The 17,601-nt window shown below is 32.8% G+C and carries 22 protein-coding genes; 17 read left to right on the top strand and 5 right to left on the bottom strand.

The window, feature by feature from the left end:
* Positions 1–26 precede the first annotated feature (26 nt).
* The 6 genes from GJU43_RS12710 to GJU43_RS12685 are packed head-to-tail and all read left to right on the top strand — an operon-like array spanning position 27 to position 2,549.
* Positions 27–527: a DUF4142 domain-containing protein gene (locus GJU43_RS12710; protein WP_229655053.1), complete on the top strand. Its 501-nt coding sequence runs from the start codon at positions 27–29 to the stop codon at positions 525–527.
* A 42-nt stretch (positions 528–569) separates the two neighbouring features.
* The gene (locus GJU43_RS12705) at positions 570–1,217 is read left to right on the top strand and encodes a porin family protein (protein WP_154341129.1); all 648 of its coding nucleotides are present in this window, start codon (positions 570–572) and stop codon (positions 1,215–1,217) included.
* 38 nt (positions 1,218–1,255) lie between these two features.
* Complete coding sequence (locus GJU43_RS12700) at positions 1,256–1,408, top strand: lmo0937 family membrane protein (RefSeq protein ID WP_154341128.1); 153 nt, start codon at positions 1,256–1,258, stop codon at positions 1,406–1,408.
* A gap of 49 nt (positions 1,409–1,457) precedes the next feature.
* Positions 1,458–1,742 carry a YtxH domain-containing protein gene (locus GJU43_RS12695; protein ID WP_154341127.1) on the top strand — a complete coding sequence of 95 codons (285 nt, stop codon included), beginning with the start codon at positions 1,458–1,460 and terminating at the stop codon, positions 1,740–1,742.
* 35 nt (positions 1,743–1,777) lie between these two features.
* On the top strand, positions 1,778–2,161 hold the full coding sequence (locus tag GJU43_RS12690) for a hypothetical protein (RefSeq protein ID WP_154341126.1): 384 nt from the start codon (positions 1,778–1,780) through the stop codon (positions 2,159–2,161).
* A 22-nt stretch (positions 2,162–2,183) separates the two neighbouring features.
* Positions 2,184–2,549 carry a hypothetical protein gene (locus tag GJU43_RS12685; protein WP_154341125.1) on the top strand — a complete coding sequence of 122 codons (366 nt, stop codon included), beginning with the start codon at positions 2,184–2,186 and terminating at the stop codon, positions 2,547–2,549.
* 664 nt (positions 2,550–3,213) lie between these two features.
* On the opposite strand, the gene prfA is transcribed toward GJU43_RS12685, so the two are convergent.
* Positions 3,214–4,290, bottom strand: coding sequence for a peptide chain release factor 1 (gene prfA / locus GJU43_RS12680; RefSeq protein WP_026981929.1), 1,077 nt, complete (start codon positions 4,288–4,290; stop codon positions 3,214–3,216).
* Positions 4,291–4,758: 468 nt separating this feature from the next.
* On the opposite strand from prfA, the gene GJU43_RS12675 reads away from it, so the two are divergent.
* The 6 genes from GJU43_RS12675 (at position 4,759) to GJU43_RS12650 (ending at position 10,522) form a co-directional block, all read left to right on the top strand.
* Positions 4,759–5,298 (top strand): hypothetical protein, encoded by a 540-nt coding sequence (locus tag GJU43_RS12675; protein ID WP_154341124.1) that lies wholly within the window; start codon positions 4,759–4,761, stop codon positions 5,296–5,298.
* Between the two features lie 366 nt (positions 5,299–5,664).
* Entirely contained in the window at positions 5,665–6,054 is a 390-nt protein-coding gene (locus tag GJU43_RS12670; protein ID WP_154341123.1) for a hypothetical protein, read from the top strand.
* Between the two features lie 296 nt (positions 6,055–6,350).
* Entirely contained in the window at positions 6,351–6,689 is a 339-nt protein-coding gene (locus tag GJU43_RS12665; RefSeq protein ID WP_154341122.1) for a hypothetical protein, read from the top strand.
* 143 nt (positions 6,690–6,832) lie between these two features.
* Positions 6,833–8,998: a Z1 domain-containing protein gene (locus tag GJU43_RS12660; protein WP_154341121.1), complete on the top strand. Its 2,166-nt coding sequence runs from the start codon at positions 6,833–6,835 to the stop codon at positions 8,996–8,998.
* A 79-nt stretch (positions 8,999–9,077) separates the two neighbouring features.
* Positions 9,078–9,914, top strand: coding sequence for a hypothetical protein (locus tag GJU43_RS12655; RefSeq protein WP_154341120.1), 837 nt, complete (start codon positions 9,078–9,080; stop codon positions 9,912–9,914).
* 233 nt (positions 9,915–10,147) lie between these two features.
* The gene (locus tag GJU43_RS12650) at positions 10,148–10,522 is read left to right on the top strand and encodes a superinfection immunity protein (RefSeq protein WP_154341184.1); all 375 of its coding nucleotides are present in this window, start codon (positions 10,148–10,150) and stop codon (positions 10,520–10,522) included.
* A gap of 642 nt (positions 10,523–11,164) precedes the next feature.
* Here GJU43_RS12650 and GJU43_RS12645 read toward each other — a convergent pair.
* The 4 genes from GJU43_RS12645 to GJU43_RS12630 form a co-directional block, all read right to left on the bottom strand.
* Positions 11,165–11,524, bottom strand: coding sequence for a hypothetical protein (locus GJU43_RS12645; RefSeq protein WP_154341119.1), 360 nt, complete (start codon positions 11,522–11,524; stop codon positions 11,165–11,167).
* A 1-nt stretch (position 11,525) separates the two neighbouring features.
* Complete coding sequence (locus tag GJU43_RS12640) at positions 11,526–12,083, bottom strand: ADP-ribosyltransferase (RefSeq protein ID WP_154341118.1); 558 nt, start codon at positions 12,081–12,083, stop codon at positions 11,526–11,528.
* A gap of 40 nt (positions 12,084–12,123) precedes the next feature.
* Positions 12,124–12,534, bottom strand: a complete 411-nt coding sequence (locus GJU43_RS12635; protein ID WP_154341117.1) for a helix-turn-helix domain-containing protein — start codon at positions 12,532–12,534, stop codon at positions 12,124–12,126.
* 455 nt (positions 12,535–12,989) lie between these two features.
* Positions 12,990–13,781, bottom strand: a complete 792-nt coding sequence (locus GJU43_RS12630) for a DUF5995 family protein (protein WP_154341116.1) — start codon at positions 13,779–13,781, stop codon at positions 12,990–12,992.
* 254 nt (positions 13,782–14,035) lie between these two features.
* Between GJU43_RS12630 and GJU43_RS12625 the strand changes: the two genes are divergently transcribed.
* From GJU43_RS12625 to GJU43_RS12610, 5 genes are all read left to right on the top strand, one after another.
* A complete protein-coding gene (locus tag GJU43_RS12625) occupies positions 14,036–14,239 on the top strand; it encodes a YqaE/Pmp3 family membrane protein (protein ID WP_370455614.1) in 204 nt (67 codons plus the stop codon).
* Positions 14,240–15,211: 972 nt separating this feature from the next.
* Positions 15,212–16,096 carry a hypothetical protein gene (locus GJU43_RS12620; RefSeq protein WP_154341115.1) on the top strand — a complete coding sequence of 295 codons (885 nt, stop codon included), beginning with the start codon at positions 15,212–15,214 and terminating at the stop codon, positions 16,094–16,096.
* A gap of 19 nt (positions 16,097–16,115) precedes the next feature.
* A complete protein-coding gene (locus GJU43_RS12615) occupies positions 16,116–16,322 on the top strand; it encodes a hypothetical protein (RefSeq protein WP_154341114.1) in 207 nt (68 codons plus the stop codon).
* Positions 16,323–16,426: 104 nt separating this feature from the next.
* The gene (locus GJU43_RS23175) at positions 16,427–16,561 is read left to right on the top strand and encodes a hypothetical protein (protein ID WP_255473793.1); all 135 of its coding nucleotides are present in this window, start codon (positions 16,427–16,429) and stop codon (positions 16,559–16,561) included.
* Between the two features lie 234 nt (positions 16,562–16,795).
* Positions 16,796–17,593 carry a PhzF family phenazine biosynthesis protein gene (locus GJU43_RS12610; RefSeq protein ID WP_154341113.1) on the top strand — a complete coding sequence of 266 codons (798 nt, stop codon included), beginning with the start codon at positions 16,796–16,798 and terminating at the stop codon, positions 17,591–17,593.
* The last annotated feature ends 8 nt before the right edge of the window (positions 17,594–17,601 follow it).

The raw sequence follows: 17,601 nt of genomic DNA, 5'->3' as shown, positions 1-17,601 counted from the left end.
TTTTTTTATTGATCATTATAATATGCATGACATCATGCAGAGAAAATAATCCGATAGAAACCAGCTTAAAAGATGAAGTTTTTATAAAAAGTGACAAAGAACATAGTGAAGCTTATTTTTTAATTGCGACGGCAAATATAAGTAAGTCCATTATTGCGAAAAGTCAGATTGCCCAGCAGGAAAGTTCAGAAAGTAAGATCGGGGAAATAAGTAAGAGATTAGTAAATCAGCAAAATCTTTTGTTACAGGATGTAACTAAAATGGCCAATAACAGGCTCGTGGTTGTTGCAGGTATGAATGCTTATACTAAAGAGGATTTATATCAACAAATGGATAAAAATGACAATAATTTCAACAAAGCTTATGTCAATTCTGTTGCAGAATCATTAGCTGAACAAATTAAGTTATTCGAATCGATTTCCAGAGACACAAATGATAAGTTGATTTTAAAATTGGTATTACAGTATTTGCCTGAGAGTTACCAGCTGCTTAGAGAAGCAGCACAAATTAGAGAACAAATTAATTAAAAGCCCGTAATGCCCATTATTAACTAAATTATTTAAAAAATTATGAAAATTCAATCAAAATTATTATTCGCCGTAACACTTTTTATGACTGCTACATTTGGAGCACTACATGCACAAAGTGAAAATGTAACCACAGAATTTGGTGTAAAAGGTGGTTTCAACATGTCAAACCTGTACGATGACAACAACGGTCCTGATGACAACAATGTATTATATGGTTTTAATGCCGGTGTATATGCTACATTACCAATATCTGATTTTATCGCCATTCAGCCGGAACTTTTATTTACAACCAAAGGTTCTGAGTTAAAATACAATAATGCTTTCGCAGAAGGAAATGCAAAATTCAAATTAAATTATGTAGAACTTCCTTTATTAGTAAGAGTAAATGTGACTAAAAACTTTAACATTCAGGCTGGTGGTTATGCATCGTACCTGGTAAGTTCTAAAGTAACAGGAAGCGGGGATTTCGAAGGTAATCAGGATATAGATACTGATGATCTTAACAAATTTGACGCAGGTATAGCTGCAGGTATTGGTGTTGATTTCAGCCCGGTAAGTATTGGTGTACGTTACAACTACGGTTTAACAACAGTAGGTAAAGAAAGAACAGTTTTAGGAACTACCTATACATTCCCGGATGCAAAAAACAGCAATTTAACGGTATACTTATCGTATAAATTAAACTAAGAGATAAAAATTAATCATTAACCATAAATAATAACACCATGTCAAATTTATTATACACAGTTGCAGTAATCCTGGTAATTCTTTGGGCCCTTGGGTTCTTCGTATACAGCCTTGGAAGCATTATCCACATCTTATTGGTCATTGCAGTTATTGCAATTTTATTCAGACTAATCAAAGGTCGTGACATTTAAAAAAACACAATTATTAAATCAATTATATTAATCCATTAAATCAAATATTATGAAAACTAGTAGCACAATTTTAGGAATTTTAGGAGCCGCAGCGGCGGGAGCATTTTTAGGAGTTTTATTTGCACCGGACAAAGGTTCAAATACAAGAAAAAAAATCTCAGATAAATCTAAAGATTACGGAGATAACCTAAAAACAAAAGTTGACGGAATTATCAGCACAATTACTTCAAACGGTAAAGATATTATCGAAGAAGGAAAAGCTAAATTCAATGCTGCAAAAGAAGACTTCAATACTATTAAAGATGAAGCAAAAACTGTAAAAACGAACTACTAAAAAGTGAGATTTTTAAATCCTAAAATACCTTTATCATGGAAACAAATGCAACAACAAACGAGAACCTGAATCTTTATGAAAAAGCAGAAGATTATGCCAAGACAAGTTTAGAGTTAATTAAACTTAAAACTATATCGGCTGCTGCTGATGCTTTGTCAACAGTAACATCTAGAATAGCGGTTGGAGCTGTTGTTGCATTTTTTACCTTGTTTCTGAATATCGGACTTAGTTTATGGATTGGAAAAGAACTCGGTGAGTATTATTACGGTTTTTTTGTAATAGCCCTGTTTTATCTGATTGTAGCCATTATAATTCATAAAGCGCAATACAGTCTTATAAAAACACCAATTGGAAATATGATTATTTCCAGCATTTTAAAGGAAGAAACTAAAAAAGAAATCAATACTGATTTAAATTAATTGATAATTAAAAAAGACTGTTATGGAAACTGTTTACAATATTGATACATTAAATCAGAGGATTCAGCTATTGGAAAATCGACAGACGGAAGAATGGTGTGCGATAAAGGATGAGATCGAAGATATAAAACAAAATCTGAAACCTCTTAATCTGATCCGAAACACTGTTGAAGAAATCAACGAAACCGTTGGTTTTAAAAGTCATCTGGCGCAATCTGCAATGAGTATCGGAATTGGATATCTGGCGAAAAGATTTATAGTCGGAAAAAGTGATAATATGTTCAAAGGTATTCTGGGATCTGTTTTACAGCTCGTTGTTACCAATTTAGTTTCCAAACCACATCATGAGGCTTCACAAGAAGAAGCATCATCACAACACGAATCATAACAAGAGTATTGTCTAAACTTAAATTTATGTATTATGGAAAAGTTAAGCGAAATAGTATTAAAAAACGGTGTGTACATGTACTCTAACCTATATAAATGTTTTGAATTTACGAGAGTATTTTTAGGTATCTAACTTGCTTTATACGTTTTATAAACAAACGGTTAAACAGTTAATATCCTTCACTATATATTTTTTCTTTAAAGGTACTCAGGTACTGAGATACTAAGCTTCTAAGTTTTTTAAAGGCTAAAAGTCGCAAAGGTAAATAGGTGCAAAGGTATTTTAAGGAAAAAGAAAAAGAGATTGTTTCATTCGAAGCGGTCTCTTTTTTATTTTTTAAGGTGCTGAGGTTCTGAGTAGCTAAGGTTCTGAGGTTTTTAAGCTCAGAGGTGCAAAGTTGCAAAGGTTCAAAGGAACAAAGCCTTAAATGCTGCGACTGCAACTGCGACTGCGACTGCGACTGCGACTGCGACTGCGACTGCGACTGCGACTGCGACTGCGACTGCGACTGCGACTGCGACTAAATAAAAAAAGAGAGAGATTATTTCATTTGTGAAATAATCTCTCTCTTTTTTTATTTAAAACCTTTGAACCTTTGTCCCTTTGCACCTCTGAACCTAAAAAACCTTAGGGCCTTAGCCACTCAGTACCTCAGCACCTCAAATTAAAAAACCTCTGACGCTTCCTTCAGTTTCTCCATATTGTTTACCAGTTGTAACTCGGCAACAATTTTCTGGATATCACCATTCATAATGTTACCAAGATCGTAAAGTGTCAGACCAACTCTGTGATCGGTTACACGACCCTGAGCGTAGTTATAGGTACGAATCTTAGCCGAACGGTCACCGGAGCTTACCTGCGATGTACGTTTCGTAGCATCTTCAGCTTCTTTCTTGGCCAATTCCTGTTCGTATAGACGCGAACGTAAAACGTTTAGCGCCTTATCTTTGTTTTTGTGTTGTGATTTCTGATCCTGACATTGAGCCACCAATCCTGTTGGAATGTGCGTTAAACGTACCGCAGATTTCGTGGTATTAACCGATTGTCCTCCAGGTCCTGACGAACAGAAGAAATCTACACGAACATCGTTCATATCAATCTGTACATCAAACTCTTCCGCTTCCGGTAAAACCATTACCGTTGCTGCCGAGGTATGCACACGACCCTGAGTTTCGGTCTGAGGTACACGTTGTACACGGTGTACTCCTGCTTCAAACTTCAAAGTTCCGTATACATCTTCACCCGAAACTTCAAAGATTACCTCTTTGAAACCTCCCGAAGTTCCTTCGTTCATATCTACTACCGAAGTTCTCCAACCCTGGTTTTCGCAATATTTGGTATACATTCTGAAAAGATCGCCTGCAAAGATACTCGCTTCATCCCCACCCGTTCCGGCGCGAATCTCGACCATTACGTTTTTGGCATCTTCAGGATCTTTTGGGATCAGCATAAACTTGATTTCTTCCTCAAGTTCCGGCAATCTTTCTTTTGCTTCATCCAGCTGCATTTTGGCCATTTCGGTCATGTCTGCATCACTTCCGTCTGCAATAATTTCGTTTGCCTCATCTATATTAGCCATCAAAAGCACGTATTCATCACGCTTTTCAGCCAATGCTTTCAGGTTTTTGTACTCTTGATTCAATTGTACATAACGTTTCTGATCCGAAATAACATCCGGCTGGATAATTAAGTCCGAAATCTCGTCGAAACGTTGTTTTACTATTTGAAGTCTATCTAACATTTTCTAATTCCTTTTATTGGAGTGCAAATTTACGAAATTTTTGTTTAAAATTCTAGTATTGATTTTTTGTGTTTTTAGGAGCTGTTTCCGAGTTTCAGAGATAGGGTATTTAAATTTTGAAAAAGTTACATTCTATTTGCCAAAATACCATTTTTTGCTCCTTACATTGAAACATTTATACATTTACAAAAAAAAGCGCATTAAAAACACAACTCACTACAATACAACACATTAAAAAAAATAAAATAATAAAAAAGCAAATTATAATACAATTTTTCTTATTTTTGAATTCCAAATTTAAGCCAGGAAGAACCTACAATCCAATTTTTACGCCTCCTCTTTTTTAATTATTCCCACTTAAACTAAGTAATAGTAAACTTACATGATATTTCATAATTACAAATTATTATAAGGCGGAATCCGAAAAGCCTATTGATAATAGAGTAGGAAAATCTTAAATTATTTATTATGAATTACAAAGAAGGTGTTAAAAGTATTGCTCCGTACAAATCAAGAGCTGAGGTGTCGCAGCAAAGAGAATTCGAGAAGTACCGTCGTTTTCATGAATCCCTTTTGGGGGTTTCTTCAGAAGAGCTGCCGAATAAGATTGCCGAATTTGAAGAAAAACAACTAAATGCTATTCCGGAACCTGATGAAAGTCTTGAAAATCCGTGGTATGGTGGTAGCGTTGATGTAAAATTTGGAGTGGTCTATGGACGTATTAATGCTATAATTACATTCAAGGACGGCGACTACCAATTTGATACTAGTTTTTGGGGATTTGGCGCTGCAGGAGTAACTGCCGGAGGCGGTGGTCCATGGGGTGATAACTGGAATTCTCCCGGGGATCTTAAAATGGGTTTCGAAGTTTTTACAGCCTCGTATGGAGGTGGGATTCTTCAGGTATTCTGGATATACAACGGACAAATTGTAGGGAGTTTTGTTGGCCCTGCCATTGGTGCAGGGGCTATTGGTGGTGGCGGAACAGGAAAATGGAAAAAATTATAAAACACCTCAAAACAAACCAATCTCACCTAAATTAAAGCATAGTTAATGCAAACTGCTCAAAGTTGAAAAATATTTTGGGCAGTTTTTTTATTCATTTAAATACAAAACAGTTTTTGAAATAGGATCGTTACTATTCCCTGTTGTATGAATTCTCCACACGTCGCAGCAATACCCTAAACATCTTAAAACATTGCAATGCAATCACGATATAATTAAAAGTCTGAAACAGATTGAACCGAATTTCGACTTACAAATAACCGATTATCGACTAATACTTTACTTACAAATTGTATATTTTTGAATTTCTAATTAGAAAATAGGCCTATAATTAATAGTAAAAAAAACAGAACCAAAATAAATCTAAAGATGGAACTTAATAAAATCATAAAAATCTTAGAGGAGCATAATTACAAATACAAAGTGAAAAATCAGATTATTGTTGTATCCCTTGAATTTTCTCAAAATGTTGTCATTGATTTATCAAATTCCTCAAAAATTATAATCTCTGACGATCTTGTCAATTGGAATTTTCTAACGGGCTGTATTAAAATGAGTTTAAAAAATGCCATTTTGTATAATTTTATTCTCCTTATCTTTTTTGGCTTTTTTTGCCAATATGCCACTTTTATAAATTACAATTTAAACAGTTTACTTCTGACATTTATTGCCTGGGTGTTATTGTTTTCTATATTCTACTTAATTAAACTGGAAAGCTTCAAATTACAATTTAAGATGTTGACAAAGGAAATCGAGTAACTGAAATTTGTTAGTTTATAGAATAAAAATGCGCAAAAGTTTTTCTGACTTTTTGCGCATTTTTTTATTGTCACTTCTATCAGGAACTAAGTTTTTTTTTGTTTTGAGTTGGCTTTTATGGATTTCCGTAAAAGCATTTAATGAAAGGAATTTACTTTTAGCAAAAAGTATTCTCACTAAAATCAGGTATTTCTACTCGGTCATTAGTTTAAATTTAATACGATGTTTGTTTTTATAATTAGAGTTGTAAGCAAGACCTGTAAAGCTATTAGAGCAGGAAATATGTAAAACAAAATATGTTATTAGAGAAATCTCAAATTAATGAAGTTCATGGAATTTCAGTAGAAGAAAAAAGAAGGATCATGGACTATTTACAAGGAGCTGTTTATTCCTGGAGCAAAAATAGAAAAGGTGAATGGTTTGCTGCACGCGATTTATTAGGTGGTGATAATTTTTATTGGGAAGGTACTCCAATGTACATATTATATGAAAAATCAAAAGATGTTGAACAAGCTGGTAAAGATGCAGGATGGTTACTAAAAAGAGTAATTAATGAAGATAAACGCTCATTCAACACAAGAAAACCTGGACGTGTTAGAGAATATTGTTGGGACGGAATAGAAGACAACAAATAAAAATATATTCTAATACGAACTATTCAAAATGTTACTTTTAAAACCCGCTCACTTTGCGAGGTAACCCGACTTCGGGTAGTTGTAAGTATGAAGTCGCGTGACTTCGCTCAACAAGGTGTCAGCATAAATAAATTCAAATAATTATGAGTCAAATGTATAATACTTTTATAGTATCAAAAGATTACTCAACTGATTTACAAGAATGCATTGAGAAAACAGTTGATGAATTAACAAAAAGAAGAACAAATTTTAATGATCCTGGAATGTTACTTGGGAAAATTCAAAGTGGAAAAACAAGGACATTTATTGGAATTATTGCACTAGCTTTTGACAGAGGTTATAATATTTGCGTCATATTCACCAAGGGGACTAAGGCACTTGCCGAGCAAACCATAAAACGTCTCGACAATGACTTTTTTCAATTCATTGAAAATGATGAATTAAAAGTTTATGACATTATGAGTTTACCGCCATTAACTCCATATATAAAACAACAGAACTTAATTTTTATAGTAAAGAAAGAAACAAATAATCTTGATCACCTAGTAAATCTATTTGTTAATAACCCTGATTTAGCTCAAAAGAAGGTTTTATTCGTAGACGATGAAGCAGATTTTGCAAGCGTTGGATTTAAAAGAGACCAAAATACTCAAAGTGGAATTTCTCTAAATGTGCTAGCACAAAAAATTAGTTTGATAAGACAAGGATTTGAAAACAATTACAGCTTTTTACAAGTAACCGCTACTCCTTATTCACTTTATTTGCAACCCCAAGGAGAATTAGAATTAAATAGCGATATATTTGAACCGATAAAACCTGCTTTTACATCTTTGGTTCCAATTCACGACGCCTATATTGGTGGACAACAATATTTTGAAGAATCACAAAATATAGAATCTCCTTATTCTAAACTTTATATCAGAGTCCCTGATAATGAGATTGAAGTTTTAAATAGAAGAGACCAAAGATACATAAACAATATTATCTCGACACCTAATCTTTTTGTGTTTCGAACTGCAATTATAAATTTTCTAGTTGGAGGTACAATTCGAATTCTACAAAATGAATTAAATCAAAAAAAATATAAATGCAGCTTTATTATTCATACAGCTACAACAAAAAGTATACATCAATGGCAAATTGAGCTTGTCGAAGCCTTATTATTTAGTCTTACCGAATTAGCATCCTCTAATAGCAAAGAATTAAAGGATTTAATCAAAATATCTTATTTGGATTTAGCTGAATCAATTGCCATGAATGGAGATAATTCCTTAACTCTTAAAGAAGTTTCTACAAAAGTTATTGAAGTATTAAATAATAAATATGTCGGTGTTACAAAAATTAATTCTGAAAATCAGATTACTGCTTTATTAGATAGAAATGGACAATTGAGACTCGATAATCCATTCAACATTTTTATTGGTGGACAAATACTTGATAGAGGCATTACCATTGACAATTTAATAGGTTTTTTCTATGGAAGAAATCCAAATACATTTCAACAAGATACTGTTCTACAACATTCTAGAATGTATGGCGCAAGAAGTTCAAAAGATATGTCGGTTACGAGGCTTTATACCTCAAATAGAATATATAATGCTTTGCTCTCTATGCACGAGTTTGATTCAGCCTTGCGCAATGCTTTTGAAGACGGCATTCATAATGGTGACAATAGTGTAGTATTTGTGGAAAGAGATGCTCAAGGAATAATTAGACCATGTGCCCCAAATAAAATCCTTATTACATCAACACAAACTATAAGCCCCCATTCTCGATTTCTTCCTATAGGATTTCAAACAAAATCCAAAACTCATATTCAAAATACAATTGCTGAAATTGATAATATTTTAAGTGAAGCTTCAAATGGAAATTTCCAACAACCATTTTTATTAGAGATTGAAAAAGTTTACAAAGTGATTGATTTAATAAATTCAACATTTGAATATGGAGAGAGACATGAAAATAAAGGTATCGAATGGGATTATATAACATTCAAGGCAATATTTAGAAGACTTCAAGCAAATATCCTAAATAAAGATTTGGAAGGAAAAATTTATTGCTATGTACAAACAAATAGAAATCTGAGTCGGAAAAAAAATAATGGCCTAACATTTTCAGATGCTCCTGATGACGGTAATACAGACAGAAGAATTGCAAAAAATATTGCAAGCGAAACAGCTTGTTTGATTATTCTTAAACAAAATGGTCTTAAACAAAATGGCTGGAGAGATGCAGAATTTTGGTGGCCAGTATTGATGACTCCTCAGAATTCTAGACCCGCAGTATTTGCAAGAGAGACAATTAGCTGAATAAAAACATTAATTCACACATGTTTTTACACAATTTAAAATCATTGTTTTTTTCTTATTTTTATTTAAAAAAAAAGTTATGACATTTCCTGATTTGATCAAGAATCTACTAGATTCATCAAAAGAAAGACTTAAAACTCCTATTGTAGGTTCTTTTATGATTGCTTTTTTCTTTTATAATTGGAGAGTGCTAGCAGTTTTATTTTTTTCTACAGCAACAATTGAAGATAGGATCATCGTAATTAATCATGAATATTTAGTTTTTTTTTCATACTTGTGGCCTTTCGTAATTTCACTATTTTATAGTATAGGTGTTCCTTATTTAATGAAATGGATTGATGACCGATTGGTTTCAGTGAAAAATGCAAGAAGAAAACAAATTTATGATACTAAAGACAATACTTTAGAATTAAAAATTCAATTAGCCGATAAAGAATTAGCTCTCCAAGATAAGTTGTCGAGAAGTAAAGATAAGCAAGAAATGCTTGATCAAATTAGAAGTTTAGAAGATTTAAATAATGAGTTAAAAAGTAATAATGATTTACAATTAAAAGATCTAACAGAAAAATTAAAACAAAGTAATAATATCATTACCGATCTAAAAACTAAAATAGAAGAAATTGAGAATATGTATAAAATGGAAAAGAATGATAAAAAACAGAATTACAAATTATTCGGAGAAATTTATAAAACGTTATCAGAGTTACATAAAGCAAATTTAAATAAATTTATTAATAGAAAGAGTTTTGAAAGTGTTGAAATGCTAAAATTAACAACAAAGTTTATTAATAAATTAGTTGATGATCGAATAGTCAGACCTGTCGGGAAAGAAATAGTCATCACAGATTTAGGTTTAGATTTTTCAAATTATGGCAAATCACTAAATGCAGAATTAAATAAAATAGATTTAAAATAATTGATCCTCAGCTTTCCGAAGCCTTCATTCTTAATGTCGCGACTGCTGTGCGAAGTCTCCCGACTTCGTACCCAATCCAATAAGCCAGAAAGAAAAGTAAAAACTATTCTGTACGGAATATAGCAACGGGTACGAAGTCAAGAGACTTCGCACAGCACACATATTAAGTTGTCCAAAAAAATTACATAGACAATCACTAAAATGAAAAATACCAACTAATCAAAACAAACATTATGGGAAGAATTGGAGCACCAGAATTACTTATAATTGCAATTCCTTTTTTAGCACTTTACTTTTTACCATCATTTATTGCACTGAGTCGAAAGAAAACTAATCGTACTGCAATAATAATATTAAATTTCTTTTTGGGTTGGACATTCATAGGTTGGATAGTTTCATTAGTATGGGCCTGCACAACAAATAACGAACCTCAAACAATTGTAGTAAACAATAATCCCTATTCAAAAGAAGAAAGCCCATCCCATTTACAAAAGAATGATTTTAATGAAAAATTAAATAGTTTACAAAAACTAAAAGATCTGTTAGATTCTGGTGTTTTATCTCAAGAAGAGTTCGAACAGCAAAAATTAAAAGTTTTGGCTTCGTAATTTTCTACCTCTCTGAAGTGTTCCCTATTAAAATTTCGCACCCACTCCCATAATCCACAAAGAAAAGTAAAAACTATTCTATACGGAATATAGCAACGGGTACGAAGTCCGGAGACTTCGCACAGCATCCTTTTGTACCCTACTTTCCAAAGTGCATATTTTTCAACCACTCCCCTCCTACTATAAACATTTTAGCACACCTGTTTTCTTGTGACAAAATGAAAACAAAAATTAATTTTGTCACACTTTCTGTGACAAAACAAAAATTAATTTCAAATTTGTCACACTTTTTTGTGACAAAATAAAAAACAAAACTAAAATTGTCACAACATTAAAAATGTAATCACGAGCTAATATATTTTTGTGGCAAACTGAAAATAAAATTAAACTTTGCCACGCTTTTTTTGTGGCAAAAAGAAAAATAAAATTGAAATTGCCACAACTTTTGTGGCAAAACAAAAATAAAAATAAAATTTGCCACAACAATATAATGTGGTTCTACTCAATATTGTGAGCGTAAAAGTAACTGGCAATTAAAACAAAAAATGCACAAATGTTTTTTTAAGGCATTTGTGCATTCTTACTATAAAATTATCCAGTGTCAGTACAAGCGGGAAGCTCGTGGACACAACGGGTAAAATATTATTCTTTTACAGACGACATAAATTTTCGTCCCATTCTCTCAGATGTTTTTTCAAGCTCATTAACTTTTGAGGTGTTTTTAACTGCCATTAAATGAAGTATTTCATTTCTGTAATTGAATTCGTCTAATAAATTTATTACAGACAGTTTTCTTTTCTTAGTATTAGCTAGATCATTAGACAAAATATCCTCCAGAAATTTTATCATAAGAGAATTAAATTCCTCCTTATTTTCAATGGTGTGAGGATTTTTATATTCAGATCTTATGGTTCCTGACATAAGAACTTCTGCCAAAACTTCAAAAATATCATTTGCACTTTTGAAATGTGATTTTTCGTTATATTCTTTTACCAAATCCATATCAAACTTCTTCTAGTGTTATTCTAATCGTTTTATCTGCTTCTTCTGTAATATCCATAACTTTAAATTTTGAACCTGACATAAATAGCACTTCTCTTTCATTTTCTCCATTGTCTATACCAAATTTAGCAATTTTTTCTATCTCTTTTCCTCTTTTAGAAGAAATTATGAATATTGGACTACTGCTAAAACCTGAAGCTACGAATCTTGACTTACTGCAAGATAAAAAGCTCTTTTCTATTATAATTGAGTTATTTGTAAAAGCATCATAATATTTCTGTAATTTAGACTTACTAACTCTTATTGAACGGTAACAAAGCAATTTATAGTCCGGTAACTTTTTAAGAGCATAGTTTATATATTTTCCAAATTCAGGTAAGTCTTTTCCATCTCTTAAAGTTTCATTCAAAGATTCATAACCAATATCAGAATAATTATAAATAATTGCTTTTTCAAATTCATTTAACTCACTTGTATTTTTGTGTCGATTAGAATGGAGAATTTCTTTTAGCTCTGTGGTCAAAAAAGTTTCAACATATTTTTGTAAATCTTTCTCCATGACTTCTGAACAATGTTATAAAAACTGTCTTTCGAGACTATTACTTTTCTTTCAATACTCTTTCTAAATACTCGACCTTTTCTTTCTCGGCTTTCACCAGTTCTTTTTCAGCCTGAATCAAACGTTCGTACAATTCAATCACTTTATCAAGAGGATTGAAAGTACAATGGTAATTACCTGTAGTAATTGAGCCATTATCTTCAAAAGTATTCCCAATAATATTAAAAACAGCTTCTTCCGAAAAGTTTTTAATGGCTTCTACACTTACACCAAGAGCCTTAGCTACTTCAATTAATTTTTCTTCATCAATAGTCTCGCTGTTTTCCATAATAGAAACGGCCTGCTGATTGGTTCCTAAAGCCTGCGCTAAGGCTTCCTGTTTCATGTCTTTTAGCTCACGAATACGGCTGATTTTTCGCCCTATGTGATTTGGTTTTGTTGCTGTACTCATAATTCAAAGATATTTAAAATTCTTTTAAAAAATAATACCCGCCCCAAAACAAGATTGTTTTGGTACGATACTATTTGTTTGCTTGTTAGGGAGGAAACAAAAGTACATTTTTTCGTACATAATTTACTACATCTGCTTATTTTTTCTTCTATCTGATCTTTTTGGAAGTTTGCCTCAATGCGCCAGGCAAAACTTGTGTGAAAGTTGATTTTTATTTTCATTTTCACACAGAAGTTGTGTGAAACTTACTTTTTATTTTCACTTTCACACGAAAGTGGTGTGAAAGTTGATTTTTATTTTCGTTTTCACACAGAAATTTGAGAAACCCAAATCTCTGAAGTGTTCCTTCTTAAATGTCAGGATTGCTATGCAAAGTCGAGGACTTCCCACAGCAAAAGACTTTGCAAGACAGATTTGAGCATAAAATACCTAAAAGACAAAGCTATCTTTTGAAATTAGGTAGCCACACATTCCATATTTTTTTCTTCCATGATCTGCATATCCATTATTTTTTGGGCGACAGTTCCTCTTTCGAATAAGCGAATGAACTTGAAAACGGCACTCACAAAATATCCGGGGTTTGACACTAGTCGGGCAATTTCTGTGATTCGTTGATCTCTTAGCTGTATACAGGCCTCTATTTGATTTTCGGGAACGGCCACAAATTCATTGGCGAATTTCCAGGCGCCATCTCTTGCGGTTTGCATGCTAAAATCAATAAAGAAGGTGTCCATTTTGCCGGTCCATTTTAGTATCATGGTGAGCGTTGGCCAAATTTTGATTAAGCATTTTTCGACACCGCCTACCAAATTGCTAAGAATGGCGTTTATCTGATCGAAATCGGATTTTAAGTCCCCGATATCTTCTACCGTGCTGACCTGGGCTGAAGCGATTCCTAAATCAAGGTTCACATGTGCGTTAATTCCCAACAGTAAATGCTGCAGCACTATCGGCCAAAATTTTTCTGCCTGTTCAAAAGCAAATCCCCAACATTCAGATGGTTTTTCTTTGGCCTGATATTGATAATACGCTTTTAAATACCGATTGGCAAAAATGACATCCAGTTTTTCCATTCGTTCACCATTCTGAAAAGAACCATCGCGAATACCTTCTTTTACTTTTACAGTAACTTCACGGTATAGAATCGCAAACAAACCTATAGCGCTTTGCTCTAGTTTTGATTTTTCTATTATTTCATCCAGTAACTGAATGACTTCGGCTATAGTAGCTGCTTGTTTTATACTCATTTATAGTGGTTTATAGTTAAATTAAGAAGAACGAATATAATTATTTTAATCTTTTTAGGAGTATTTTTTGAAGCAATTATCTTGTTATTTTTTTATTTAATACAAAACTATTCTAAACGGAATATAGCAGCGGGTACGAAGTCGGGAGACTTCGCACAGCAGGCTATTGAACTTCTAAAACCGCAATTGGATTCTGAAAACTAGCCCTGCAAAAAATCATGTGATTTTTTTTTTATATTTACAAAAACAAAAAAATGATGACATTAATTGCAATTTTCTTTCCCTGTGTTTCTTTCTTTTTGAGAGGAAAAATAGTAACTTCAATTATTTGTCTAATCTTGCAAATAACTTTAATTGGCTGGATTCCCGCAGCAATTTGGGCCGTTATTTCTTTACAAAATTCAAGAGCTGATAAACGTAATAAGGAACTAATAAGAGCGATAAAAACCAAATCTTAAAAAAATAAAGAACATCTCCGGCTCTCCGATGTCTTCATCTTAAATGTCGCAACTGCTGTGCGAAGTCTCCCGACTTCGTACACACTCCAATAAGCCACAAAAAAAAATAGAACTATGCGAACCCAAAACTTATGCTAAAAAGATTATTTATATATCTAATGCTGTCTATTATATACCTTTTTATTCCAGGAATTAGTCAGAAGATTTTCATGACGTATGATGATTACTGGTTTTATGTAATCTTGACATTGTTGTTTTTTATAAATGTATTTTTTGCTTTCATTCTTTTAAAATTCCCTAACAAATTCTATAATTTTATATCCGCTTTTTTCATTACGTCGATTGGAATTTTATCAGTAATTATAGTATTGAATTTAAACTTAGGATGGAAAGCAATTGAAATCTCTTTATACAGTCATGCAATTTCTTCCCTCCTAGCATGGGAAGCTGTATTTCAAATTAAACAGAAAAAATTGGCCTTTAAAAATAATTTGTAATACAGTCCCGCTTCCCCAGCTCTCCGATGTCTTCATTCTTAAATGTCGCGACTGCTGTGCGAAGTCTCCCGACTTCGTACACACTCCAATAAGCCACAAAGAAAATTAAAAACTATTCTCTACGGAATATGGCAACGGGTACGAAGTCAGGAGACTTCGCAGCGGAGTAATTAATTCGGATGAGAGATTAAGTTATAAGGAGTTGATAGCAACACAATAGATTGTGCACTCAAATGTAAGATTTTTCTAAATCATTTATGACAGATTCATAATTGAATCAAATTTTCTTCTATATTTGAAAGAAAATTCACAGTAAGTAAACTAAAGGAGTCATAAGTATGAGTTATAGTATAATTTGTAAAATACGATTATCAAAAATGAAGAAGCTATTTGAGAATTTATCCGAGTAACTGTAATTACTCGGATAAATTTTACGAAAACACTCTAAAAAGCTTTAATTTTTAAACAATATATAATGAAAAATAATTCATTAAAATCAAGATTTTTAACATTAATCGTTATATTATTTATAATATCATCTTGTGATACTAAAGAAGAATTCTCAACAAATAATATTCAAAAAATAAATAGATTAAGTAATGAAGATATAGCTACGGTTGCTAAAGCTATAAAAACAAAAGATGACGAAATCTCAAAAAGTAATACTCTTGCGAGTAAAACTTTTACTGAAACAGCTCCTAATCCTCAATTACCATATGAAGAATATCAAGATCTATTAGCTGGCAAAGATTTAAGTGTTCAAATTGATGAAAGAACAGTTCATATATTAGATCAATCATATGAAGAAAATGTTCAATATTTAAGTGATTTACATGTCTTTACTACAAATGAACTAACAGCTGTAACTGTTTTCAAAGATGAGCTATTAAATACTCAAAATTTTAATACTTCAATATTACATTTTGAAAGTGCAATTTTATTATTGCCTATGACTATGAAAAAGTTACAACGTTTTTATAATTTTATTGATGCGTTAAAAGCAATGAATAAATTTGACCCTTATTATTTTAATGGTGGTAGCATTACTGCTAAAAGCGGAGGATTATTTGGAAGTTGTTTATCCGCATCTATAGGTGTTGGTATTGCATTTGTAGGTCTTGCAACTATTGAAGTTGGTTCATTTGGAACAGCTACAGCCGTTGCCGTTGCAGGATTTATTTGGGCAAGTGCTGAATGGGGTGCTGCCTGTAAAGGTGGTGGTAAAAAATTATATCCGCCAAAAATCATTAAACCTTATAAAAAAGTAGAGAAAACTTTTATCACATTAGACGATAATGGCGATGTAACTGATGGACCAATTACACTTTTTTTAACTCCTCGCGCGCTCTTTCCCTTGTAACTAATTAAAATTCATCATCATGATTAAAATAAATTATAAAATTCAATTTGTACTTTTTGTCATTTGTTTATTTTTTATTGGTTTAGGTATATTTGAAACTCTAGACCAAGGATTAAAAACAGGTATAGATCTTTTTTGGCAAATATCTCACTTTGTTCCATTTGTCATGGGAGCAATTATTTTTGGTGCCAACATATTCACTAAACGAATTGAAAAGTTCAGATAAGTAATTGTAAAAGATTATTCAAAATCCATTTTTATTTTTTAAAAATGGATTTTTTATTTTATCAAATCGATGAATTTCATTTATATATATTATAAAATATAATCATGAAACCACTATCAAAATACATACAAGAAAAGCTTAGTAACGAATCGTTAAAAGAGGCTTTTAGAGAAAAATTTATTGAAGAAGAATTAGATGCTTTAAATCGTACAGCACAGCTCTCCAAAGAGTTCTTATAAAACGCTGTGCGAAGTCCCAGCTCTCCGATGTCTTCATTCTTAAATGTCGCGACTGCTGTGCGAAGTCTCTCAACTTCGTACCCACTCCAATAAGCCACAAAGAAAAATAAAATCATTGCAAACGGAATATAGCAGCGGGTACGAAGTCGGGAGACTTCGCACAGCAAAAAAAACTTCAATAAATTCATTTAACATTCCTACTTTTAGTAACTCTAAACCCAGAATCTAAAAAGAATGAAAACCTATTTTGTTGACTCGTTTACCAATCAAAAATACAAAGGCAATCCTGCGGCAGTTTGTCTGCCGGACACCGATTTAGATGCGGCTGAGATGCAAAGCATTGCGGCTGAAATTGGCTTCTCGGAAACCGCTTTTATCAAACCACTAACGGACAATACGTACAGCATCCGGTTTTTTAGTCCAAAGACGGAGATTCCGTTGTGCGGACATGCGACACTGGCTTCTTCTAAGATTGTTTTCAGCACCACTTCGTTAGACCGCATAACGTTTATCAACTACGATAATGTGGAATTGGTGATTGAAAAAGAAGGTCAGAAAATCAAAATGTTTTTTCCGGTTTATGACACCGAAGACACAGACGTGCCTCAAAAGATGCTCGATGCCTTGGGCATTTCTGAAGTTGTGTCTAAAAGATACAGTCCCAACAATAAAATCATCCTAATCGAAATCGAAAGTGCCCGCAGACTGGCCGATTTAAAACCCGATTTTACGGCATTGGTAAATTCGCATACCGGAATAAGCGGCGTGTTGGTGACCGCAGCGTCTGACCACACCGATTTTGATTTTCACTACCGCTATTTCTGGCCCTGGGCAGGAACAAACGAAGATCCGGTAACAGGCGGTGTTCAGACCTTTTTGACCAAATACTGGGCCTTAAAACTGAATAAAACAAAACTAAATGCGTATCAGTCTTCCCTGAGAACCGGAACCATGACTACCGAACTTTTACAGGACAAGGTTTCTATTTTAGGCGAAGCTCTGATTGTTTTGGAAGGTGATTTTATTTTATAAATCAAGAC

The organism is Flavobacterium sp. LC2016-23 (genome assembly GCF_009674775.1).
In the GTDB taxonomy this organism is placed as follows: domain Bacteria; phylum Bacteroidota; class Bacteroidia; order Flavobacteriales; family Flavobacteriaceae; genus Flavobacterium.
This window is presented reverse-complemented; position numbering and strand designations above follow the sequence as displayed.

What these genes read in the sequence shown, in the direction of transcription:
- GJU43_RS12710 (WP_229655053.1), top strand. Translation starts at nt 27, where the DNA reads ATGACATCATGCAGAGAAAATAATCCGATAGAAACCAGCTTAAAAGAT.
- GJU43_RS12705 (WP_154341129.1), top strand. Translation starts at nt 570, where the DNA reads ATGAAAATTCAATCAAAATTATTATTCGCCGTAACACTTTTTATGACT.
- GJU43_RS12700 (WP_154341128.1), top strand. Translation starts at nt 1,256, where the DNA reads ATGTCAAATTTATTATACACAGTTGCAGTAATCCTGGTAATTCTTTGG.
- GJU43_RS12695 (WP_154341127.1), top strand. Translation starts at nt 1,458, where the DNA reads ATGAAAACTAGTAGCACAATTTTAGGAATTTTAGGAGCCGCAGCGGCG.
- GJU43_RS12690 (WP_154341126.1), top strand. Translation starts at nt 1,778, where the DNA reads ATGGAAACAAATGCAACAACAAACGAGAACCTGAATCTTTATGAAAAA.
- GJU43_RS12685 (WP_154341125.1), top strand. Translation starts at nt 2,184, where the DNA reads ATGGAAACTGTTTACAATATTGATACATTAAATCAGAGGATTCAGCTA.
- prfA (WP_026981929.1), bottom strand. Translation starts at nt 4,290, where the DNA reads ATGTTAGATAGACTTCAAATAGTAAAACAACGTTTCGACGAGATTTCG.
- GJU43_RS12675 (WP_154341124.1), top strand. Translation starts at nt 4,759, where the DNA reads ATGAATTACAAAGAAGGTGTTAAAAGTATTGCTCCGTACAAATCAAGA.
- GJU43_RS12670 (WP_154341123.1), top strand. Translation starts at nt 5,665, where the DNA reads ATGGAACTTAATAAAATCATAAAAATCTTAGAGGAGCATAATTACAAA.
- GJU43_RS12665 (WP_154341122.1), top strand. Translation starts at nt 6,351, where the DNA reads ATGTTATTAGAGAAATCTCAAATTAATGAAGTTCATGGAATTTCAGTA.
- GJU43_RS12660 (WP_154341121.1), top strand. Translation starts at nt 6,833, where the DNA reads ATGAGTCAAATGTATAATACTTTTATAGTATCAAAAGATTACTCAACT.
- GJU43_RS12655 (WP_154341120.1), top strand. Translation starts at nt 9,078, where the DNA reads ATGACATTTCCTGATTTGATCAAGAATCTACTAGATTCATCAAAAGAA.
- GJU43_RS12650 (WP_154341184.1), top strand. Translation starts at nt 10,148, where the DNA reads ATGGGAAGAATTGGAGCACCAGAATTACTTATAATTGCAATTCCTTTT.
- GJU43_RS12645 (WP_154341119.1), bottom strand. Translation starts at nt 11,524, where the DNA reads ATGGATTTGGTAAAAGAATATAACGAAAAATCACATTTCAAAAGTGCA.
- GJU43_RS12640 (WP_154341118.1), bottom strand. Translation starts at nt 12,083, where the DNA reads ATGGAGAAAGATTTACAAAAATATGTTGAAACTTTTTTGACCACAGAG.
- GJU43_RS12635 (WP_154341117.1), bottom strand. Translation starts at nt 12,534, where the DNA reads ATGAGTACAGCAACAAAACCAAATCACATAGGGCGAAAAATCAGCCGT.
- GJU43_RS12630 (WP_154341116.1), bottom strand. Translation starts at nt 13,781, where the DNA reads ATGAGTATAAAACAAGCAGCTACTATAGCCGAAGTCATTCAGTTACTG.
- GJU43_RS12625 (WP_370455614.1), top strand. Translation starts at nt 14,036, where the DNA reads ATGATGACATTAATTGCAATTTTCTTTCCCTGTGTTTCTTTCTTTTTG.
- GJU43_RS12620 (WP_154341115.1), top strand. Translation starts at nt 15,212, where the DNA reads ATGAAAAATAATTCATTAAAATCAAGATTTTTAACATTAATCGTTATA.
- GJU43_RS12615 (WP_154341114.1), top strand. Translation starts at nt 16,116, where the DNA reads ATGATTAAAATAAATTATAAAATTCAATTTGTACTTTTTGTCATTTGT.
- GJU43_RS23175 (WP_255473793.1), top strand. Translation starts at nt 16,427, where the DNA reads ATGAAACCACTATCAAAATACATACAAGAAAAGCTTAGTAACGAATCG.
- GJU43_RS12610 (WP_154341113.1), top strand. Translation starts at nt 16,796, where the DNA reads ATGAAAACCTATTTTGTTGACTCGTTTACCAATCAAAAATACAAAGGC.